This is a genomic window from Neobacillus niacini (assembly GCF_000759675.1).
In the GTDB taxonomy this organism is placed as follows: Bacteria; Bacillota; Bacilli; order Bacillales; family Cytobacillaceae; genus Neobacillus; species Neobacillus niacini_A.
In genome coordinates, this window is sequence record NZ_BAWM01000009.1 from 112,933 (window position 1) to 131,174 (window position 18,242).

15 protein-coding genes, 2 other RNA genes, 1 pseudogene and 1 riboswitch are annotated in these 18,242 nt (G+C 39.6%); of the genes and pseudogenes, 8 read left to right on the forward strand and 10 right to left on the reverse strand.

Annotation, left to right across the window (positions count from 1 at the left end; genetic code table 11):
- Nucleotides 1–10: 10 nt before the first annotated feature.
- The 3 genes from TR08_RS04715 to TR08_RS04725 form a co-directional block, all read right to left on the reverse strand.
- Nucleotides 11–1,030, reverse strand: coding sequence for a BMP family protein (locus TR08_RS04715; protein WP_045516161.1), 1,020 nt, complete (start codon nucleotides 1,028–1,030; stop codon nucleotides 11–13).
- Nucleotides 1,031–1,218: 188 nt separating this feature from the next.
- Nucleotides 1,219–1,326, reverse strand: a riboswitch (SAM riboswitch).
- A 190-nt stretch (nucleotides 1,327–1,516) separates the two neighbouring features.
- On the reverse strand, nucleotides 1,517–1,708 hold the full coding sequence (locus TR08_RS04720; RefSeq protein ID WP_045516162.1) for a hypothetical protein: 192 nt from the start codon (nucleotides 1,706–1,708) through the stop codon (nucleotides 1,517–1,519).
- Nucleotides 1,709–1,781: 73 nt separating this feature from the next.
- Nucleotides 1,782–2,156, reverse strand: coding sequence for a DoxX family protein (locus tag TR08_RS04725; protein ID WP_045516163.1), 375 nt, complete (start codon nucleotides 2,154–2,156; stop codon nucleotides 1,782–1,784).
- 177 nt (nucleotides 2,157–2,333) lie between these two features.
- On the opposite strand from TR08_RS04725, the gene TR08_RS30745 reads away from it, so the two are divergent.
- The 7 genes and pseudogenes from TR08_RS30745 to TR08_RS04745 all read left to right on the forward strand — a co-directional run bounded on the left by TR08_RS30745 (nucleotide 2,334) and on the right by TR08_RS04745 (nucleotide 8,114).
- Complete coding sequence (locus TR08_RS30745) at nucleotides 2,334–2,480, forward strand: YjcZ family sporulation protein (protein ID WP_081954345.1); 147 nt, start codon at nucleotides 2,334–2,336, stop codon at nucleotides 2,478–2,480.
- 543 nt (nucleotides 2,481–3,023) lie between these two features.
- Nucleotides 3,024–3,408: RNase P RNA component class B (rnpB, locus tag TR08_RS30750), an RNA gene on the forward strand.
- Nucleotides 3,409–3,500: 92 nt separating this feature from the next.
- Nucleotides 3,501–3,767: signal recognition particle sRNA large type (gene ffs / locus TR08_RS30755), an RNA gene on the forward strand.
- Nucleotides 3,768–3,966: 199 nt separating this feature from the next.
- Nucleotides 3,967–5,007, forward strand: coding sequence for a LacI family DNA-binding transcriptional regulator (locus TR08_RS04730; protein WP_238579079.1), 1,041 nt, complete (start codon nucleotides 3,967–3,969; stop codon nucleotides 5,005–5,007).
- A 48-nt stretch (nucleotides 5,008–5,055) separates the two neighbouring features.
- Nucleotides 5,056–6,211 (forward strand): annotated as a pseudogene (locus TR08_RS04735) (Gfo/Idh/MocA family protein).
- Between the two features lie 25 nt (nucleotides 6,212–6,236).
- Nucleotides 6,237–6,974, forward strand: coding sequence for a ThuA domain-containing protein (locus TR08_RS04740; protein WP_045516166.1), 738 nt, complete (start codon nucleotides 6,237–6,239; stop codon nucleotides 6,972–6,974).
- 45 nt (nucleotides 6,975–7,019) lie between these two features.
- A complete protein-coding gene (locus TR08_RS04745) occupies nucleotides 7,020–8,114 on the forward strand; it encodes a Gfo/Idh/MocA family protein (protein WP_193747673.1) in 1,095 nt (364 codons plus the stop codon).
- Nucleotides 8,115–8,351: 237 nt separating this feature from the next.
- On the opposite strand, the gene TR08_RS04750 is transcribed toward TR08_RS04745, so the two are convergent.
- The 6 genes from TR08_RS04750 to TR08_RS04775 form a co-directional block, all read right to left on the reverse strand.
- Nucleotides 8,352–9,941 carry a class I adenylate-forming enzyme family protein gene (locus TR08_RS04750; protein ID WP_045516168.1) on the reverse strand — a complete coding sequence of 530 codons (1,590 nt, stop codon included), beginning with the start codon at nucleotides 9,939–9,941 and terminating at the stop codon, nucleotides 8,352–8,354.
- Nucleotides 9,942–10,240: 299 nt separating this feature from the next.
- Nucleotides 10,241–11,020, reverse strand: coding sequence for an enoyl-CoA hydratase/isomerase family protein (locus TR08_RS04755; RefSeq protein WP_045516169.1), 780 nt, complete (start codon nucleotides 11,018–11,020; stop codon nucleotides 10,241–10,243).
- A 41-nt stretch (nucleotides 11,021–11,061) separates the two neighbouring features.
- The gene (locus TR08_RS04760) at nucleotides 11,062–12,240 is read right to left on the reverse strand and encodes a lipid-transfer protein (RefSeq protein WP_045516170.1); all 1,179 of its coding nucleotides are present in this window, start codon (nucleotides 12,238–12,240) and stop codon (nucleotides 11,062–11,064) included.
- A 41-nt stretch (nucleotides 12,241–12,281) separates the two neighbouring features.
- Nucleotides 12,282–13,052, reverse strand: a complete 771-nt coding sequence (locus tag TR08_RS04765; protein ID WP_045516171.1) for a 3-hydroxyacyl-CoA dehydrogenase — start codon at nucleotides 13,050–13,052, stop codon at nucleotides 12,282–12,284.
- A 26-nt stretch (nucleotides 13,053–13,078) separates the two neighbouring features.
- Nucleotides 13,079–14,263: a CaiB/BaiF CoA transferase family protein gene (locus TR08_RS04770; protein WP_045516172.1), complete on the reverse strand. Its 1,185-nt coding sequence runs from the start codon at nucleotides 14,261–14,263 to the stop codon at nucleotides 13,079–13,081.
- A 19-nt stretch (nucleotides 14,264–14,282) separates the two neighbouring features.
- Nucleotides 14,283–15,443 (reverse strand): acyl-CoA dehydrogenase family protein, encoded by a 1,161-nt coding sequence (locus TR08_RS04775; RefSeq protein ID WP_045516174.1) that lies wholly within the window; start codon nucleotides 15,441–15,443, stop codon nucleotides 14,283–14,285.
- Between the two features lie 222 nt (nucleotides 15,444–15,665).
- Between TR08_RS04775 and TR08_RS04780 the strand changes: the two genes are divergently transcribed.
- The gene (locus TR08_RS04780) at nucleotides 15,666–17,372 is read left to right on the forward strand and encodes a sigma-54-dependent Fis family transcriptional regulator (protein WP_238579083.1); all 1,707 of its coding nucleotides are present in this window, start codon (nucleotides 15,666–15,668) and stop codon (nucleotides 17,370–17,372) included.
- A 79-nt stretch (nucleotides 17,373–17,451) separates the two neighbouring features.
- Here TR08_RS04780 and TR08_RS04785 read toward each other — a convergent pair whose 3' ends face one another.
- Entirely contained in the window at nucleotides 17,452–18,240 is a 789-nt protein-coding gene (locus tag TR08_RS04785; RefSeq protein WP_045516175.1) for an enoyl-CoA hydratase/isomerase family protein, read from the reverse strand.
- Nucleotides 18,241–18,242: the final 2 nt, after the last annotated feature.

The following is an 18,242-nucleotide window of genomic DNA, read 5'->3' on the forward strand; positions in this document are numbered from 1 at the left end:
TTTTTTCAGATTAATTGCTCAATGGATTTTTGATTTCTTTTTTTCCAGAAACAATTTCTTCATGAAGTGCTTTTACTTGGTCAATCGCTTCTTGACCAACAAAGCTGTTAAGAGGTGTTTTGCTTTCATGTGTTACATATGTTAAGCCAACGCCCTTTTCCTTCAAGCCATACTCGACAATGCCTGTTTTAAAATCACCGTTTGCAAATGCTTTTACCGTTTCATATGCAGCCGCATCTGTTCCTTTTAGCTGAGAAAGGACGATGTGCTCTGGATCTACCTCTGTACGGTCAACGTCCTGACCTAAAGTGAAGAATCCTTGTTCTTTTGCTGCTTCAAACACCCCTAAGTCTCCTACTGCAGAAGCTCCTGCAACGATATCTGCTCCTTTAGATGCTTGTAACAACGCTAATTCCTTCGCTTTTGCTGGATCTGAAAAGCTTCCAACATAGTTTACTAAAAACTCAGCATCTGGATTGGTTTCCTTTAATCCTTGTTCAAATGGGACTGTCCATTTTTTCATTAAAGGAATATCCATCGCCACTACCATACCGACTTTATCTGTTTTAGTAGAAAGGCCGGCTGCTGCTCCTAGTAGGTAAGCTGCTTCGTGCTCGCGGAAATTAACACTTTGAACGTTTGGGAGGTCTACAACTGTATCAATAATCGCAAACTGACGATCTGGATTCTCTGCTGCTACCTTTTTTAATGCATCTTCTGCTTCAAATGATGAAGTAATGATTAAATCATATCCTTCTGCGACTGCTACGCGAAGGTTTTCTTCGATTGCAGAATGATCTGTTGATTCGATTGTCTTTAATTCTACTCCAAATTCTTCAGCTGCTTGTTTCGCACCATCATCCATTTGCTGGAAGAATGGGTTTACCCCTATTTTCTCTGGCAACACAAGGGCAATTTTCTTCTTCCCCTCTTTAGTTGACGATTCATTTTTCCCCGCTGACTCTTCAGCTCCACATCCAGCAACAAGCAGGACTAAAGCTAGTACAATAAGTGAAAGTAGTTTTTTCATGATGTTCCCCCTGTGATATATTTCGTTTTTATTCCTATTTGTCTATTAATTTACTAAAAAAAAACAAAGATAGCAAGACATAAATCGAACATTTTTTATTTATTTTATCGGAACGTTCGTGTTTTTCCTTTCACACCTAAAAAATTCCCTCTACCGATTAATAGGAAGAGGGATTATGGATATACTCTTCCTTATCTTTCAGAACTCAATCGTTCTGTAGGATTTGGCACCATACTATTAAAAATAGCGGTTGCCGGGCGTCGTCGGGCCAGTCCCTCTGCCTCTCTTGATAAGGTAAATATTATGTAGTATCAGTTATTATTTTAGCCAAACAATATAAACAACTTAGAAATAATAAAAACTAGATTCATTATATTTTAAAGGTTTTTAAATTACAATACTATTTAAATATTCATATAATAAAAAAATTCCCGTTGGGAAATGTAATTCTCAACGGTTTATTTTAATAGCTAGTAGAAAATTTTCTTACTGTAACAATTTTTCAATTAATTCTATTGCACCTTTAAGCCGGGTCTCATAATCACCGTTCAAAATCTTATAGTTAATATTATGCTCATTTAATAATAGCTTTAGGTGCTGATTGTTTTGGTCTCTTACCGTCTCCTTGCCATGAACACGCAGCCCGTCATCCACCCATGCAATTGCTTTTCGGAACATGAAAAATAGCCTAGAGACAGTATCCCCTAGGCTACACATTTATCTATATAATAGAATGTGGTAAATTTTCTCGTTACCAAGTCCAATTTGTGATTGAGAGTAACATTAATGCAGCTGCTGCTAATGCAATATTCTTTAGGAATTGACTCTTCTCGCCTGCCTTTTCCGTCTGATCCTCACTCTTCCAGAAATTATGCATCATGAAAGCAGAAACAACTAAGAATAATACTAATAAATAAAGTCCCCATTCAATCCAATATGCCGTAAGAATACTCAATCCTCCCGCTAGAAGCATTAATCCGGTTACGACTACTGATAGTCCTGGTGCTGGGACTCCCTTATAGGACGCATACTGCTTCAAACCTTGAAATTGGATGAAATGATTTAGACCTGAATAAACAAAATAAAGACCAAATAATGCGCGACCAACCAGCCATAGCCAATCCATTCAGACATCATCCTTTCATTAGGTTATTTACTTCTCACTATACATATATACTTTTAATTCAAGAATATTCCATCTTTTCTAAAAGCTCCATAATTGTTCGGAGAACAAAGTTTTTTTGTATCAATTTTTAGGCGAATGTCATAGGATGTATTCTTCCCAGATGAAGGAGGTATTCACATGAGTGAAGGATTCGAATTAAGTTTTCCGTTAATTGTCGTACTGTTTATCCTATTAATAATTATTGGTGCAGGTTGTTGGGATTATGGTTACGTCGATTATTATGGCCGCAGCGGATATGGTGGTGGCAGCCCTTGGGGTGGCTGATTAAAGAAACAATTCCTACAGTAAAAAGAAACCACGAAGCTACTTGGAGCTCGTGGTTTCTAACTTAACTCGTTACATGACAATTCCGTGTTTGATAATTTCTGTTTCGACAACTGTATTAAACTTAATATTTTTAAAATAATCCTTTTTACTTGAACTTCCCAGATTTTGGGGTGAAAGGCGATCAGTCTCCTCCCAATTCCAAATGCATCTCAATTCGCCTGCTGTCTTTGGAGATGGCCACTTCCAACATGTAAAAATTTTTGATCACCTTTAAAGATTATGATACGGGACCCATTTAAAAGTTCTTCTTGAGCTTTGATTAAGTTATCGGATTTTAGAAATTAGATTTCAGTACATTTTCGAGCTGGTCCCCATTCGCTTCTAGAACAGGTTTTAAAAAATGATTTTGAATCTTATCCGAATCTGTCATCGTATCTAAGAAAGTCCTAAATATACCAGCTCTGGGACAGGTCTCCTAATGACCAGTTTCTCTCTTTTGTGTTATATTTATTTTCGTAGTCGATAAGAAACAAAACATGAAATGGTGAGTAATCGCGGCTCATGTATACATGAGTTGAGGAAAGTCCAGGCTCGCCCGGTGCTGAGATGCCCGGAGTGTTCGTGCCATCTGTAAAGGTGGGCAGCAGACTTGGTACTGCTGACGGCGGAGAAATCATGCTAAGTCCCAAAAGGATATGCTGAGAGTATCCTGAAAGTGCCACAGTGACGAATTCTTCTGGAAACAGAAGAAATGGAACGGGTAAACCCCACGAGCGAGCAACCCAAATTTGGTAGGGGCACCATCCAGCGGGAATAATGAACCAAAAGGATGGATCGGTCTTCTTGACTGATAGTCATATGATTACACCTGTTGTGCGAGATTGGCATCGTTAGAGCACACAGGAACAGAACCTGGCTTACAGCCATTTCATGCGCCGGATTTATAAACTGTTTGGGAAATCAATTCCCTCGATTATACTATTACTTAAACATAAGTAAGAGTCTAGCCTATACATACCGTGCTAGACGGGGAGTTGGCGGTGCCCTGTAACCCGCAATCCGCCATAGCGGGGTTGAAATCCTGCCTGAGGTTGGATCAAGTAAGGTCTGCCTTGTAAAAATAGCGTTGACAACTAGGTCCTACGCAATGGTATCCTATGAATCTGGCCAGGTCCGGAAGGAAGCAGCCATAAGTAGTCATTTCTATGTGCCGTGGGACAGCTTAGTTTGAGCTAGCTTTTACAAGTAACGCTTGGTTGTTTTAAATCAAAGGCAGGTGCACGGTGTTAACTGAACATTAATAATGAAATTTGACTTATTTGAAGTTAATAAAAGAGAAAAACGTGTCAGGCGTCATCCGATTTTTCGGATGGTGCCTGGCACTTTTCTTGTTACTCGAACTAATTCCGATTTTTAATATTGACAATTTTTAAAAAACTTGAGAGAATGAACGCGTGTACATTTTATGTTTAGAGGTGATATCTTGGCTAACCGGAAAGATGTAGCAAAATTAGCCGGTGTTTCTGAAGCCACCGTTTCACGAGTATTTAATAATATCGGTCCCTTACGTCAAGAAACAAAACAAAAAGTATTGCAAGCCGCCCAGCATCTAAACTACCACCCTAATGCCATTGCCCAAAGTTTTGCACGTGGAAAAAGTAACAACATTGGGGTTATTGTTCCTTATTTTCAAAAGGTAAACTTAATGAGTACCCATTATTTTTCGGAGCTTTTAAGTGGAATTGGTGCAAAGCTTAGCGAGTTAGGATATGGTTTGCTTCTTTTATACCAATCTCCTGATGAGTCAAAAGATTATGTAAAGCTTTTTCATACCCAGAAGGTAGATGGATGCATCATCCTTGGTTCCAAGGATGTTCCTGGTGAAGTGGAAGCACTTGATAAACTACACCAGTTGCAACTCCCCTATTGTCTTGTGAATCAAACTTTTTCAGGATATCCCTTTCATTCCATTAGCGCAGATCATCTAGATGGCAGTTTACAGGCTGTTTCCTCACTGATAATGCAGGGGTATAAAAAAATTATTTTTTTAAATGGACCGACGGAATTTTCAAATAGTATCGACCGATTAAAAGGGTATGAAACTGCCATGATCAAAGCAGGTATTCCCTACAATCCCAAGTTCGTTTTTCAAGGGAATTACAGCCTTAAAAGTGGTTATCTAGCAGCTCGTGGTATAGCTTCTTTGCTGCCGGAGATCAATGCCATTTTTGCAGGGAATGATCGGATGGCTATTGGTCTTATGCAGGGATTAAGTGAACAAGGCTACCAGGCAAGTCGTGATTATGCTCTCATTGGGTATGATGACTCTGAAATTTCAAGTATAACATCTCCACCACTTAGCACTGTACATGTACCGCTTTTTGATATGGGGCAATTGGCAGCAGAAAAAGTTCTCCAATTGATCTCTCAAGGTACCATGACAGTAATTAAAGAACAATTGCCAGTTACCTTTATTGAACGTGCATCATCACAACTTAGGACGCCTTATACCAAACAATCTTAATAAAACTTTATTATTCTTTTATTTCTTAAATAAGAAAGGAGATTAGCTATGGAAACTGTTAATATCGGAATGGTCGGTTACAAATTTATGGGTAAAGCCCACAGTCATGCCTACCGGGATCTTCCTCTTTTTTTCCCAAATACCATTCATCCAGAAATGAAAGTAATTTGTGGTCGTGACCTTAACGCTGTCGTGGCGGCTGCAAAGCAATTCGGCTGGGAGGAATCTACAACTGACTGGAAAAGTCTTATAGAAAGAGATGATATTGATCTTATCGATATCAATGCACCAAGTAATGTACATAAAGAAATAACAATCGCAGCTCTCCAGGCAGGCAAGCATGTGTTTTGCGAAAAGCCTCTAGCCCTTACATTGCAAGATTCTAGAGAAATGCTAGAAATTGCAGTGGCTGCTGGAGTTAAGCATATGGTTGGTTTTAATTATCGATTCGCCCCTGCGGTGATGCTGGCGAAAAAGCTTCTGGACGAAGGAAAGAGATATCTATCATTTCCGTGCCTGGTTTTTACAGGATTGGCTCGTTGACCCAACTTTCCCGCTTGCATGGAGACTACAAAAAGAGATCGCAGGCTCAGGTTCACACGGTGATCTTGGGGCACATCTTATCGATCTTGCTCACTACTTAATTGGTGATATTACCGAAGTTATTGGAATGAACGATACGTTTATTAAGGAGAGACCAATTCCATCTCAGATGACTGGATTATCTGCGAAAGGCAGCGAGAGTGATGAAAAAGGCGAGGTTACGGTTGATGATGCTACCCTATTTTTAGCCCGTTTTGCTAACGGTGCTTTAGGAAGCTTTGAGGCTACACGTTATGCTACAGGGCATCGAAGTAAGAATTCCTTTGAAATCAACGGCAGTAAAGGCAGCGTCATCTTTGACTTTGAACGCATGAATGAGCTTCAGGTTTATTTTACTGATGATAGCGATGATGTACAAGGCTTCCGTCGCATATTAGCAACTGATCCTTCCCACGCCTTTTCGCAAAACTGGTGGCCGCCAGGACATACGATTGGCTATGAACATACGTTCATTCATGAAATGGTTGAGTTGATGGAAGCTTTCCGTGAAGATCGTCAGCCCGTTCCTAATTTCCATGATGGTGTAAAGTGTCAAGAAGTCTTGGAAGCTGTTGACCTATCGATTGAAAGACGTCAATGGATCCGTATTTCTGAAGTATAAAAAAGAGAAAAGGAGTGATTTCATAATGAAAAAAAAGGCATTGATTGTTTGGGGCGGATGGGATGGCCATCAACCAGATCAGGTAGCAGAAATCTTTAAAGGTATCCTTGAGGAAGAAAACTTCCAAGTTGAGGTTTCCAATACACTAGAGGCTTATGCAGACACAGAAAAACTGAAATCTTTGGATTTAATTGTTCCTCACTGGACAATGGGTAGGATTGAAAATAAATATGCCTTAAATATTTCCGAAGCGGTAATGGCAGGTGTTGGTTTAGCAGGATGCCATGGTGGAATGTGTGACTCCTTCCGTGACAATGTGGATTGGCAATTCATGACTGGAGGGAACTGGGTAGCACATCCTGGAAATGATGGTGTGGAATATATGGTAAACATCAAGCATTCTAAAAGTCCTTTATTAGAGGGCATCTCTGATTTTAAAGTTGTCAGTGAGCAATATTACCTTCATTTCGATCCAGCAGTTGAAGTGTTAGCGACCACACGCTTCCCAGTTGTTCACGGTCCTCATTCTGCCAACAAGTCAGTTGATATGCCTGTTGTTTGGACAAAACGCTGGGGTCTTGGAAATGTTTTTTATAGTTCATTAGGGCACCAAGCTAACATCATCACTATGCCTGAAGTTACTCTAATTATGCGCCGCGGATTTTTATGGGCTGCCGAAGGGAAGAAACGGGCTGAAGGTGCGGACGTAGCTGCTCTTTATGGAAATGGCCTTGTTAATACAGGTTTGGGAGACAGTCAATGAAGATAATACCTTTGACCTAGACTATTAAACCGGAGGGAAACAATAGTGAAAAAACTTAAAATTGGTATCATTGGATGCGGAAATATTAGTTCTATTTATATGGAAAATTGTCAGAAGTTCCCCCACCTCGAACTCTTAGCTTGTGCGGATTTAGATGAAGCGCGTGCCCAATCTCAGGCTGATAAATTCGGTATTCCTAACTCTTATTCGGTACAAGAACTGCTATCTGACCCTGACATTCAATTAGTCATCAATTTAACGATTCCAAAAGCACATGCAGCTGTTTGCATTCAGGTACTCGAAGCAGGAAAGCATGTTTATACGGAAAAACCGCTTGCGATTACACTTGAGGAAGGCAGACTCATTCTAGAAACTGCTAAGAAACATAATCTCTTAGTAGGGAGTGCACCTGATACCTTCTTAGGTGCTGGAATTCAAACAGCGATCCATTTAATTGAACAGGGTGAAATTGGCGTACCTGTTGGTGCATCGGCTTTCATGATTTGCCGCGGACATGAACATTGGCATCCAGACCCTGCCTTCTATTATAATATCGGCGGCGGACCTATGTTTGATATGGGACCATATTATTTAACAGCCTTAGTCGCTCTTTTAGGACCTATTAAACGAATTTCTGGATCCGCTCGTATTAGTTATCCAGAACGAACCGTGACTAGTCAACCTAAAGCAGGTGTGAAAATTCCAGTCTCAACCCCTACACATCTTTCTGGTGTGATTGATTTTGCCACAGGTGCCATCGGAACCATTACAACAAGCTTTGATGCCTTTGGCGGAACATCCCTGCCGCCTATTGAAATCTATGGCAGTGAAGGCACGATACTCGTTCCAGATCCAAATACGTTTGGCGGTCCTGTCTGTATCAGAAAACGTGACGAAAAAGAATTTGTGGAAGTCCCACTGTCTTATGGGTATGTCCAAAACAGCAGAGGACTTGGTGTTGAAGATATGGCAAAGGCAATCCTCGAGGGCGGCGAATTTCGTGCAAAGGGCGAATTAGCCTACCATGTTTTAGAAGCGATGCATGGACTCCATGATTCATCGGAAAATGGAAAACACTATATAATGGAAAGTACCTGTGCCAGACCTGAGACTGGTGCTGAAGTATTACAGTTACCTTAGGAATTGTAATATGCTTTCCTTTCTTGATTGTATCTATCAAGAATAAATTAGTGTCTCCCTGTATCTGTGAAACGCAAATTTCCCCTACCAATGATTTCGGTAGGGGAAATTTACTAGAATTAGAGTCCAATATAAAATACTTGAAAGCTATTCCACCACATATAAATGTCTCTTAACTCTTAGAATCTCAAGTTTGAACCCAATAAGAAGAAGATTTAAGATTTATTCGCACAATTTTTAAATTTCCTGTAATAGATTTTTATATTCATCTTTCAAGGTTCTCTTTAATAATTTACCAGCAGATGTAGTCGGCAAGCTGGTCCTAAACACAATATACTTAGGTGTTTTATAACCAGACAATTTTTCCCGGCAATATTCAATGATTTCTTCTTTTGTAAGGGTCGATTGGCTTTTTAATACTACTGCTGCAGTTACTGCTTCACCCCAGCGTGGATCAGGGACACCGAAAACCGCACATTGCATAATTTCTGGATGAAGGCTTAGAACGTTTTCAATCTCTTGACTCGATACGTTCTCACCTCCAGATTTGACAATATCCTTTTTCCGGTCGGCAAAATAATAGTTCCCTTCCTTGTCCCGAATGAGTACATCACCAGTATGATACCAGCCATTTCGAAATGCCCTCATATTTGCTTCTTCATTATTATAATATCCCTTAACCACCACTGGACCTCGGGCAATTTGTTCTCCCGGTTCACCATCAGGGACTTCATTTCCAAATTCATCAACAAGTTTGATTTCGCTGCCAGTATGCGTTACTCTTCCAACATATCTTCCGTCTCCATTTGGAACTTCATCCCATGTCTTAAACCAGCTTCCCGTTAAAGGAGAGGCAGTTGTTTCACTGGATCCTTGTATGGTGAAAAAGTTCGCATCAGGTGCAAGTTGATTCCATCCATCAACCATACTTTTTGGAATCGTACTGGACCAAGTAATCAGTTTACGAAGAGAAGTGAAATCATAATCATTTGCACCATTTAGAATACCCAAATATAATGTTGGCGGCAAAGCTGTAAAGGTAACTTTATGTCTGTCGATCAACATTGCCATTTGTGAAGGGACAGGGATTTCTGTCATTACGATTGTTAACCCCACCATATGGCTGTTTAACATGAACGTAAAGCCTGCCATATGAATTAATGGCAGAGAAAGCAGCAAATTATCTTCAGGTTGAAATGCTCCAGCTGCTAAGTATGAAAAATTAGAATAGAAAAAATTACGATGGCTTACCATTACCCCTTTTGGTAATGACTCTGTACCACTTGTGTAAAATAAAGCTGCCACATCCTCATCTTCAATTTCCACTTCTAATTCATCGGAGTTTCCTTTAACAAGTGTGCTGAAATCTTCCCAGCCCGCTGGCACTTCATTTGTACGAAAACATACAAATTTTTGAATGCAGTCTAATTCATTGACAATAGACTTAACACCATCAATATTTAAACCATCTACAAAAAACATCTTTGCTTTCGAAAAATGAATTAATTGGCTAATTTCATGGGGTTTTAACATAAAATTCAAGGGAGTAATCCAAGCTCCAATCTTTAATAGAGCATAGGATAAAATAACCATTTCAGGACTATTACGTCCTATGACGGCAATCCGATCTCCCTTTTCTATCCCCATTTGAACGAATGAATGTGCCGCTTGATTCACCTTTTCGTTCAACTCTTTATAGGTGTACGAAATTTGCTCTCCCTCTGAACTATAATAGATTAACGCTTGTTTTGTTGGAAAACGATAACTTGTCCTTTTTAATCCGTCACCAATGATCCCTCTTTGATTAAAATTCGTTAAAATTCCCATCATAGCCCTCCCTTAATGTTTATCTGACTTCATTCCCAGTCTCAGTGTAAAGAAGCTCGTACTTCTTAACAATTTCTTTTTTATTGAATTTCCCTACACTCGTTTTTGGTATTTCCTCCACATAAAGGATCTGATCTGGAAATTGCCATTTAGCAAAATGTACATATAATAAATCTTCAAATTCCTCTTTTGGGACGCTTTTGTTGTCTTTTGTAATGAAACCTCATTTCATTATTATATAGTATTCTAAAAATATTATATATGAGGAATATTCAGTCATTTAACTTTAGTTTTCGGTGCTAGTATCCAAGAAATCTAGCTTCTCGTTTTTCTGCAAATGCCTTTCTCCCTTCTGAAAAATCTTGTGTTTGGAAAATGAGTGATTGTCCGTAAGCCTCCAATTCTAAGATTTCTTCTAAGGACAAGTGTGTTGCTTGGTGCATGATTCGTTTCGCCATTCCTATAGCCTTCGTTGGTCCATTTGCTAATTGTTGTGCAAGTGCTCTTCCCTTTTCAATTGCCTGCCCATTTGTAACAACTTCATTAATTAAGCCGTAATTGAAAGCTGTCTGAGCATTCAACTTTTTCCCTGTAAAAACTAGTTCTGCTGCTCTATGCATTCCTACCTTTTGGGGAAGGAAGTACAACCCTCCCAAATCTGGAATGGCCCCCACCTTGGCAAATATTTCTGAAAAAACAGCGCTTTCTTCTGCAACGATTAAATCACAAGCAAAAGCTAAGTTACATCCTGCTCCAACTGCTGATCCATGTACGGCTGCAATCACCGGTTTTTCCATATTATAGAGGTTAATGATTGCTTCATGACCTTTTTGCAAGAATTCCTTCACTTCGATCGGATTTGAGGGGTCAATTCCGAAATCCTTCAAGTCTCCACCAGCACAAAATCCTCTTCCCTTCCCATATAGTAAAACGGAGCGGACAGCTGGATTATGCTTTGCCTCCCTCACCGCTACTGTTAATTCTGATAATAACTCTAAATTCAATGCATTAAGCTGATGAGGGCGATTTAGTTCAATTTCATAAACACCTTCGTTAAGGGCTGTGTTGATCAAATCCACTCTTTTTTACACTCCTTCCTCTAACCGATAATTATATTAATCTATGCCTTTTGATATAAAGTCACTACGCACGCACCGCCAAGACCTAAGTTATGCTGAAGGGCAGTCCTTGCTCCTTCTACTTGCCGGTTACCCGCTGTTCCACGTAAATGCCAAACCAACTCTGTACATTGTGCCAAACCTGTTGCGCCAAGAGGGTGTCCTTTTGACATTAATCCTCCAGAGGGATTGATGACATATTTTCCTCCATACGTATTCTCTCGGTCATTAATAAATTTCTCTGCTTCCCCTTCACCACAAAGGCCCAATCCCTCGTAAGTAATTACTTCATTTGGGGTAAAGCAATCGTGAAGCTCAACCACATCCACATCCTTTGGACCAATACCGGCTTTTTCATAAACCAGATTTGCAGCACGAGCTGTCATTCCACTGCCAACCAGGCGAAGATTGTCTTCATAGCTGTCAGGTGTATCGGTTGTCATCGATTGAGCAACGATTTTTACCGCATGATCGATATTATGTTTTTTTGCAAAACGATCGCTGCAAACAATAACCGCTGCTGCCCCACATGTTGGAGGACAAGCCATAAACCTAGTCAGCCCTGGGTATATAACAGGTGAATTCATGACCTCATCTAAATGAAGTTCTTTCGTAAACAAAGAATAAGGATTATTTATGGCATGTTTTCTTGACTTTACTGCTACTTTCCCGAAAATATCAGGATTGGCATCGTATTTTTCAAGATATTCTATTCCTGCAGCTCCGAATACTTTTATAGCAACTGGACCATCAGGTAACTCACTATTTAATTGATCAAAACGATTGTAAATCCATTGGAATGGCGATGTCCGATCTGTCCAATTATCTCCTAATGCCCCTGGCTTCATTTCTTCAAATCCAAAAGCTAGAACACTATCAGAGGAACCAGACTCCACTGCTTGTCGTGCCATGTAAAGGGCTGTCGAACCAGAAGAGCAATTATTATTGACATTAATAATTGGAAACCCTGTCATTCCTACTTGATATAAAGCTGTTTGACCACAGGTGCTGTCGCCATAAACATAGCTGGCATATGCCTGTTCAATATCCGTTAAATCAATTCCTGCATCTTTCAAGGCCCCAGTGATCGCTTTTGATGCCATAATCTCATAAGGTTCATTTTTTCCTGGCTTTTCAAATTTCACCATACTAACGCCAATAACATTTGCTTGCCTCGTCACAACCATTACCTCCTGTTTTTGTTTTTTTAGTTTGCTAGATTTTATCGAGGCGACATCCGAATTCCACCATCTAATCGAATAACTTCTCCATTTAAATATTCATGTTCCATAATAAAGGTCACCAGCTCCGCAAATTCAGATGGACGCCCTAATCGTTTCGGAAACTCAACACTATTCGCCAACTTTTGAATCACATTTTCAGGTAATGTATAGGCCATTGGTGTCATAAATAAGCCTGGAGCGATTGTGTTCACGCGAATACCCAGCCCTGATAAATCACGTGAAACTGGCAGTGTCATCCCAGCAACACCAGCTTTACTTGCACCGTACGCTGCCTGCCCCATTTGTCCATCAAAGGCAGCGACCGAAGCAGTATTAATGATGACACCTCTTTCACCAGAGTCGGTGAGAGGTTCATTATTTTTCATTTCATTTGCCGCTAGTCTTAATACATTAAATGTACCGATTAAATTAATCCCAATGACTCTATTAAAATCCTCGAGTGGTAAAACACCCTTTTTACCAATTGTTTTCCCTGGCGTCCCAACACCAGCGCAGTTTACACATATATGAATCGCTCCAAAGGCTTCAATCGTTTGGTTGATTCCCTTCTGAACGGATTCCTCATCTGCTACATTCACTAATGCAAATTGTACATTCTCACCTAATTGTTCGACTGCTTCCTTTGCTTTCGTTTCATTTAAATCAAAAATAACAACCTTAGCGCCCTTCGCTACTAGTCTTGTGACTGTCGCCAACCCTAAACCTGAAGCTCCACCCGTTACCACTGCTACTTTGTCTGTTAAATTCATATTCTATCATCTCCTTAGCATTTTACTTATTTTCCAAAAATCCCTTTATCTGCTAATTCTTCAATCGCTTGTGAATCAAATCCAGCCTCTTTCAAAATGTCCTTCGTATGTGTTCCTGTTTGAACGCCAGTAAAACGGTAATCAGCAGACTGCGTCGAAAACTTGATAGGAAAGGCAATTTGTTTTTGTATACCGCCATTTGATTTCGGTACAGAAACCACTAAGTTCCTTGCCTTTATTTGTGGATGATTAACCGATTCTGAGAATTTCAACACAGGCTCGACACAGCCATCAAAATCCTCGCCTAGAATGGTTAACCACTCATCCAACGTTTTCTGTTTAAAAGCCTCTGTTAGAATCACTTTAAATGCTTGTTGATCCTGTGTTTGCTGACTGCTGCTAAGTTTAAATAGCTCACTTTCCCCTATTAATTGACAAAGTCTTTTTTGGAACTGTGGTTCCAGACTGCCTACGGATAAATAACGGTGATCCAAGGTTTCATAATAGTCGTAGAAAGTGCCGCCATTTAACATTAATGATTCAGCCTCTGGCTCTACTCCATCGATTAAATACCCGGAGCCATACATGGCGTTAAAGGAAAATACCGCATCTGTAATGCTTACATCGATGTACTGACCTTCTCCAGTTTTTTCACGATGATAAACAGCAGCTAATAAACCAATTACTGCTGGCAAGCTGCCCCCGGCAAGATCCGCGACCTGAATTCCCGCAGGAACAGGGGCTTCATTTTTTCTAGAGGAATAGCTCGCAGCACCTGATAACGCTAAATAGTTAATATCATGTCCAGCCCTGTTCCGCAGCGGACCTGTTTGCCCATATCCTGTAATCGAACAATAAATTACTCTAGGATTGATTTCCTTCAGCTTTTCATAGCCAATGCCCAATCTTTCCATTGCCCCCGGGCGGAACTGTTCAACCACGATGTCATATTCCTGGACCAATTTGTAGACCACTTCTCTTGCTTCATATTGCTTTAAATCTAATGCCAAAGATCGTTTGGAGCGCTGAAGCTGTCCAAATAATGCTGACACTTCACCATCCATCGGTACAAGATGCTTCGTTAGATCCACACGATCAGGAGCTTCCACTTTAATGACCTCCGCTCCCATATCTGCCAGCATCATTGTCGCATACGGACCAGGCAAGAGTGTAGAGAAATCCAAGACCTTTAGGCCTTTTAAAATCCCCATATCTAATCCTCCTACTCTTCTATTTTCCTAAAACATCCCTACTAATGATTTCTTTCATTATTTCAGACGTACCACCGTATATTCGTTGTACTCTTGCATCTGTAAACGCTTTTGATATTGGATATTCTTCCATATAACCGTACCCGCCAAATAGCTGTAAGCAGCCATCTACAATCCTGCCTTGAGCTTCCGTAGTCGATAATTTCGCGATACTTGCATCAGCAGTTGACAGTTGGTTTCTCTCTAACTGCGCTAGACATTGATTCACATAGGCTCGATTCACTTTTGCCTCCGTTGTCATTTCAGCAATTTTGTGGCGAATTACCTGTAATTGACTGAGAGGTTTTCCAAAGGCTTCGCGTTCATGTAGATACTTAATTGTGATTTCTAAAGCACCTTCCATTGCTCCGCATGCTCCTACAGCAAGAGTCGTCCTTTCTCGTGGTAATTCACGCATTAATGTAATAAATCCATTGTCAAGTTCACCCAATATTTGTCGAGGGTCCGCTCTAACTTCTTCTAAAAATAATTCAGATGTATCTGCTGAATGTAGTCCTATTTTCTTTAGTTTTTTTCCTTTTGTCACGCCTTTACAGTCCGCATCAATGATAAAGAGTGTTGTTCCTTTTGAAGCAGAAAAAGATTGGTTTGTTTTGGCCACAACAATGACAAAATCAAAATTCTGACCATTAGAGATAAATGTTTTCGAGCCATTGATCACATATTCACCCGTTGATGTATTTTTGACTGCTGTTGTTTTAATTCCTTGGAGGTCGCTCCCCGCACCAGGCTCAGTCATCGCAATGGCACCTACATAGTCCCCGGAAGCCATTTTTGGTAAATAGTGAGCTTTCTGTTCTTCCGAACCCGCATTCAGAATGTAATGTGCAACGATATTTGAATGAACGGCTAAGTTTCCAGAGACAGAACTGTAGCCGAGTTTGCTAAATTCATCAACAATACTTGCTGCAAAATGTAATGGTGCACCTAACCCGCCATATTGCTCTGGAATATCTACACAAAGGAACCCAGTTTCCCCAAGCTTTCTCCATAGTGATCTCGGAATAATTCCATCTTCTTCCCATCGGTTGTAGAAAGGTTCGATTTCTTTTTTTCCAAAGGCTTCAATTGATTTTTTAAATAAGGTAATCTCTTCTTCGATGGCTAATGATGAATTCATCATTTCCTCCTCCTTTTCTAAACTTTCTATCTATACCTAATGCAAATTCCATGCCATGTGTTGAATGCTATAAAATAAAGCGTTTTTTCTTCAATGTGTAAAGTATTATTAACAGAAAGTTGTAAATTGTAAAATTATTAACAACTTTCTGTTAAGTTTTTCGATTCTTCTTGTTATAATGTGAGTAAAAAAGGGCTGATGAATTTGTTCATATCCGATCTAATGACTACAAATTTTGTATGCTGCACGAAAGGACAGACATTAAAAGAGGTACATTCCATGTTTACAAAAACACACTCCCATCTAATTCCTGTCGTTGATGAATCCAATAAATTGATTGGAATTATTACGAAGAATAAGATTTTCCAACTCCTAGTTACCATTCCATCTTTTGATATAACCATTGACCAGTACTATACTTCTAGTCCCATCTATATTCATCCAAATGATAGTGTGGAGGAAACTAGGCGCTTGCTTTTGAAACACAATGTTGGCCATGCACCCGTACTAAATAACGAGATGGAACCCGTTGGTGTCGTCTCTACAAAACAGTTACTGTCATCATATAGTATTGTTTACAGTCAATTATCATCTGTTCTCGAAATCGCCTATGATGCTATTATCTTAGTTAATAATAAAGCTGAAATTACAATGGTTAATAAAGGTTTCACCGATTTATTTGGATTGAATAGTAAAGATGTGTTACATAAATGTACAACCGATTTATTCCCTGAATTGGATATTGAAAATGTTATTAGAAGTGGAATTAGCCTTCACAATTCACCCCAAATTATCGAAGGATATCAATCGCTCATTTCGATTCTGCCGATCAAAGAAAATGGTGAAATCATTAGTGCCATTTGTAAAGTGACCTATCGCGGGTTAACTCAGTTACATGAAGCCTTATCAAAAGTGAAAAAGCTAGAAAAACAGATTTCTTACTATCAAAATGAAATAAATGAAATGAAAGGTACAAAATATACAATTTTTGATATTGCTGGGGAGTCCAGTGCTATACAAAAAGTCAAGCATGAAGCGAACTTAGCTTCCAAAAGTATGTCTACCGTTTTAATTATTGGAGAAAGTGGGACGGGTAAAGAATTATTTGCTCAAGGGATTCATGCTGCTTCTGGACAAACGGGATCCTTTGTTCAAGTAAATTGTGCAGCCATTCCTCCAGAACTCCTTGAATCTGAATTTTTTGGTTATGCTGATGGCGCCTTTACTGGTGCCAAAAAGGGTGGCATGAAAGGAAAATTTGAACTAGCACAGAATGGGACCATCTTTTTGGATGAAATTGGGGATATGTCTCTCCCTCTTCAAACAAAGATACTACGCGTTCTACAAGAAAAAGAATTTCAGCCGATTGGCAGTTCAAAAACCATTCATTTAAATACGAAAATTATTGCTGCCACAAATCAAAATATTGAACAATTAGTAGCAGATGGGAAATTTAGAGAAGACTTATACTATCGATTAAATATCATGCGATTAAATATTCCACCTATAAGAGAAAGAATGGAAGATTTGCCAGAGATCATTCATACCATTATTAGACGTTTGAACCAAGGTGGATTTTACATTAAAGGTGTCACTCATTCAGCTGTAACAAAACTAATGAAGCATTCATGGCCTGGCAATGTGAGAGAATTACATAATGTTCTCGAAAGAGCCGCAAACTTTAAAACTGGGAACTACATTGATGCAGATGAGATCCCTACATTCGACTCTCTCCCTCAGGAGAAATTCGTATCTCAACAAGTACTCTCAACTTATAAAGATAGAATGGTTTCTACTGAAAAGGATATGATCCTCTCTGCCTTAAAGGAAGCAAAAGGTAATAAAACAAAAGCAAGTGAAATTCTTGGAATCAGTCGTCCATGGCTCTATGCGAAAATGAAAAAATATCAATTGACCGAAACACTGTGACTGGTTCCTCAAACAAACCCAATGTATCGAAGCATAAAAGTGAGGTTGAGCAGAAAATAGCTCAGCCTCACTCTATTGATTAATATCCCTTAAAATTTGGTGTCCTTTTTTCTGCAAATGCTGCTAGTCCTTCTTGAAAATCATGTGACTGGGTATGATTTTTAAGTGCCAATAATTCTTGTCTTAATGCAATTTCTAGCGGTTGTTCTTGTCCATCATTTGCCAGCCTTTTTATTTCTCTTAATACAAGCGGGCTCTTTGCAGAAATTTTATCCGCTATTTCCTGAACTACTCTTTCCAGTTCTTCGGCTGGAACCACTTCATTAACTAATCCATATTCCTTCATTTGCTGAGCCGGAATAAACTCTCCGGTAAATAACAAATATTTCGCTCGATTCATTCCTATTTTCCTTGGCAGCCTTACTGCTCCGCCACCACCAGGTATTACCCCAAAATTTGAGTGAGCATCGGCAATCTTTGCTTTTTCAGATGCAATCACGATGTCAGCCGTCATCGCCACTTCCAAGCCACCGGCCGCCGTAATCCCATTTAAAGCAGCTATTAATGGTTTGGATAAATTGTTTAATTGAGGATATAATCCTCCTGCTAAGTCTAATAAGCCCTTTTGTCCATCCGGCTTTTTCTCTAAATCTCCAAGCAGCTCTTTTAAATCGGCTCCAGCACAAAACGCTTTCCCTTTTCCAGATAATACAACAACACGAACTGAATCATCTTTTTCAACCTCCTGAAGAACGTCTACGAGTTCTGTCAACAAGGTTTTGGAGATTGAATTCATTTCTGCTGGTCGATTCAAATAAATCCAAGCCGTTTGATTTCTTCTTTCATGAATAATTGTTTGATATGCCACTG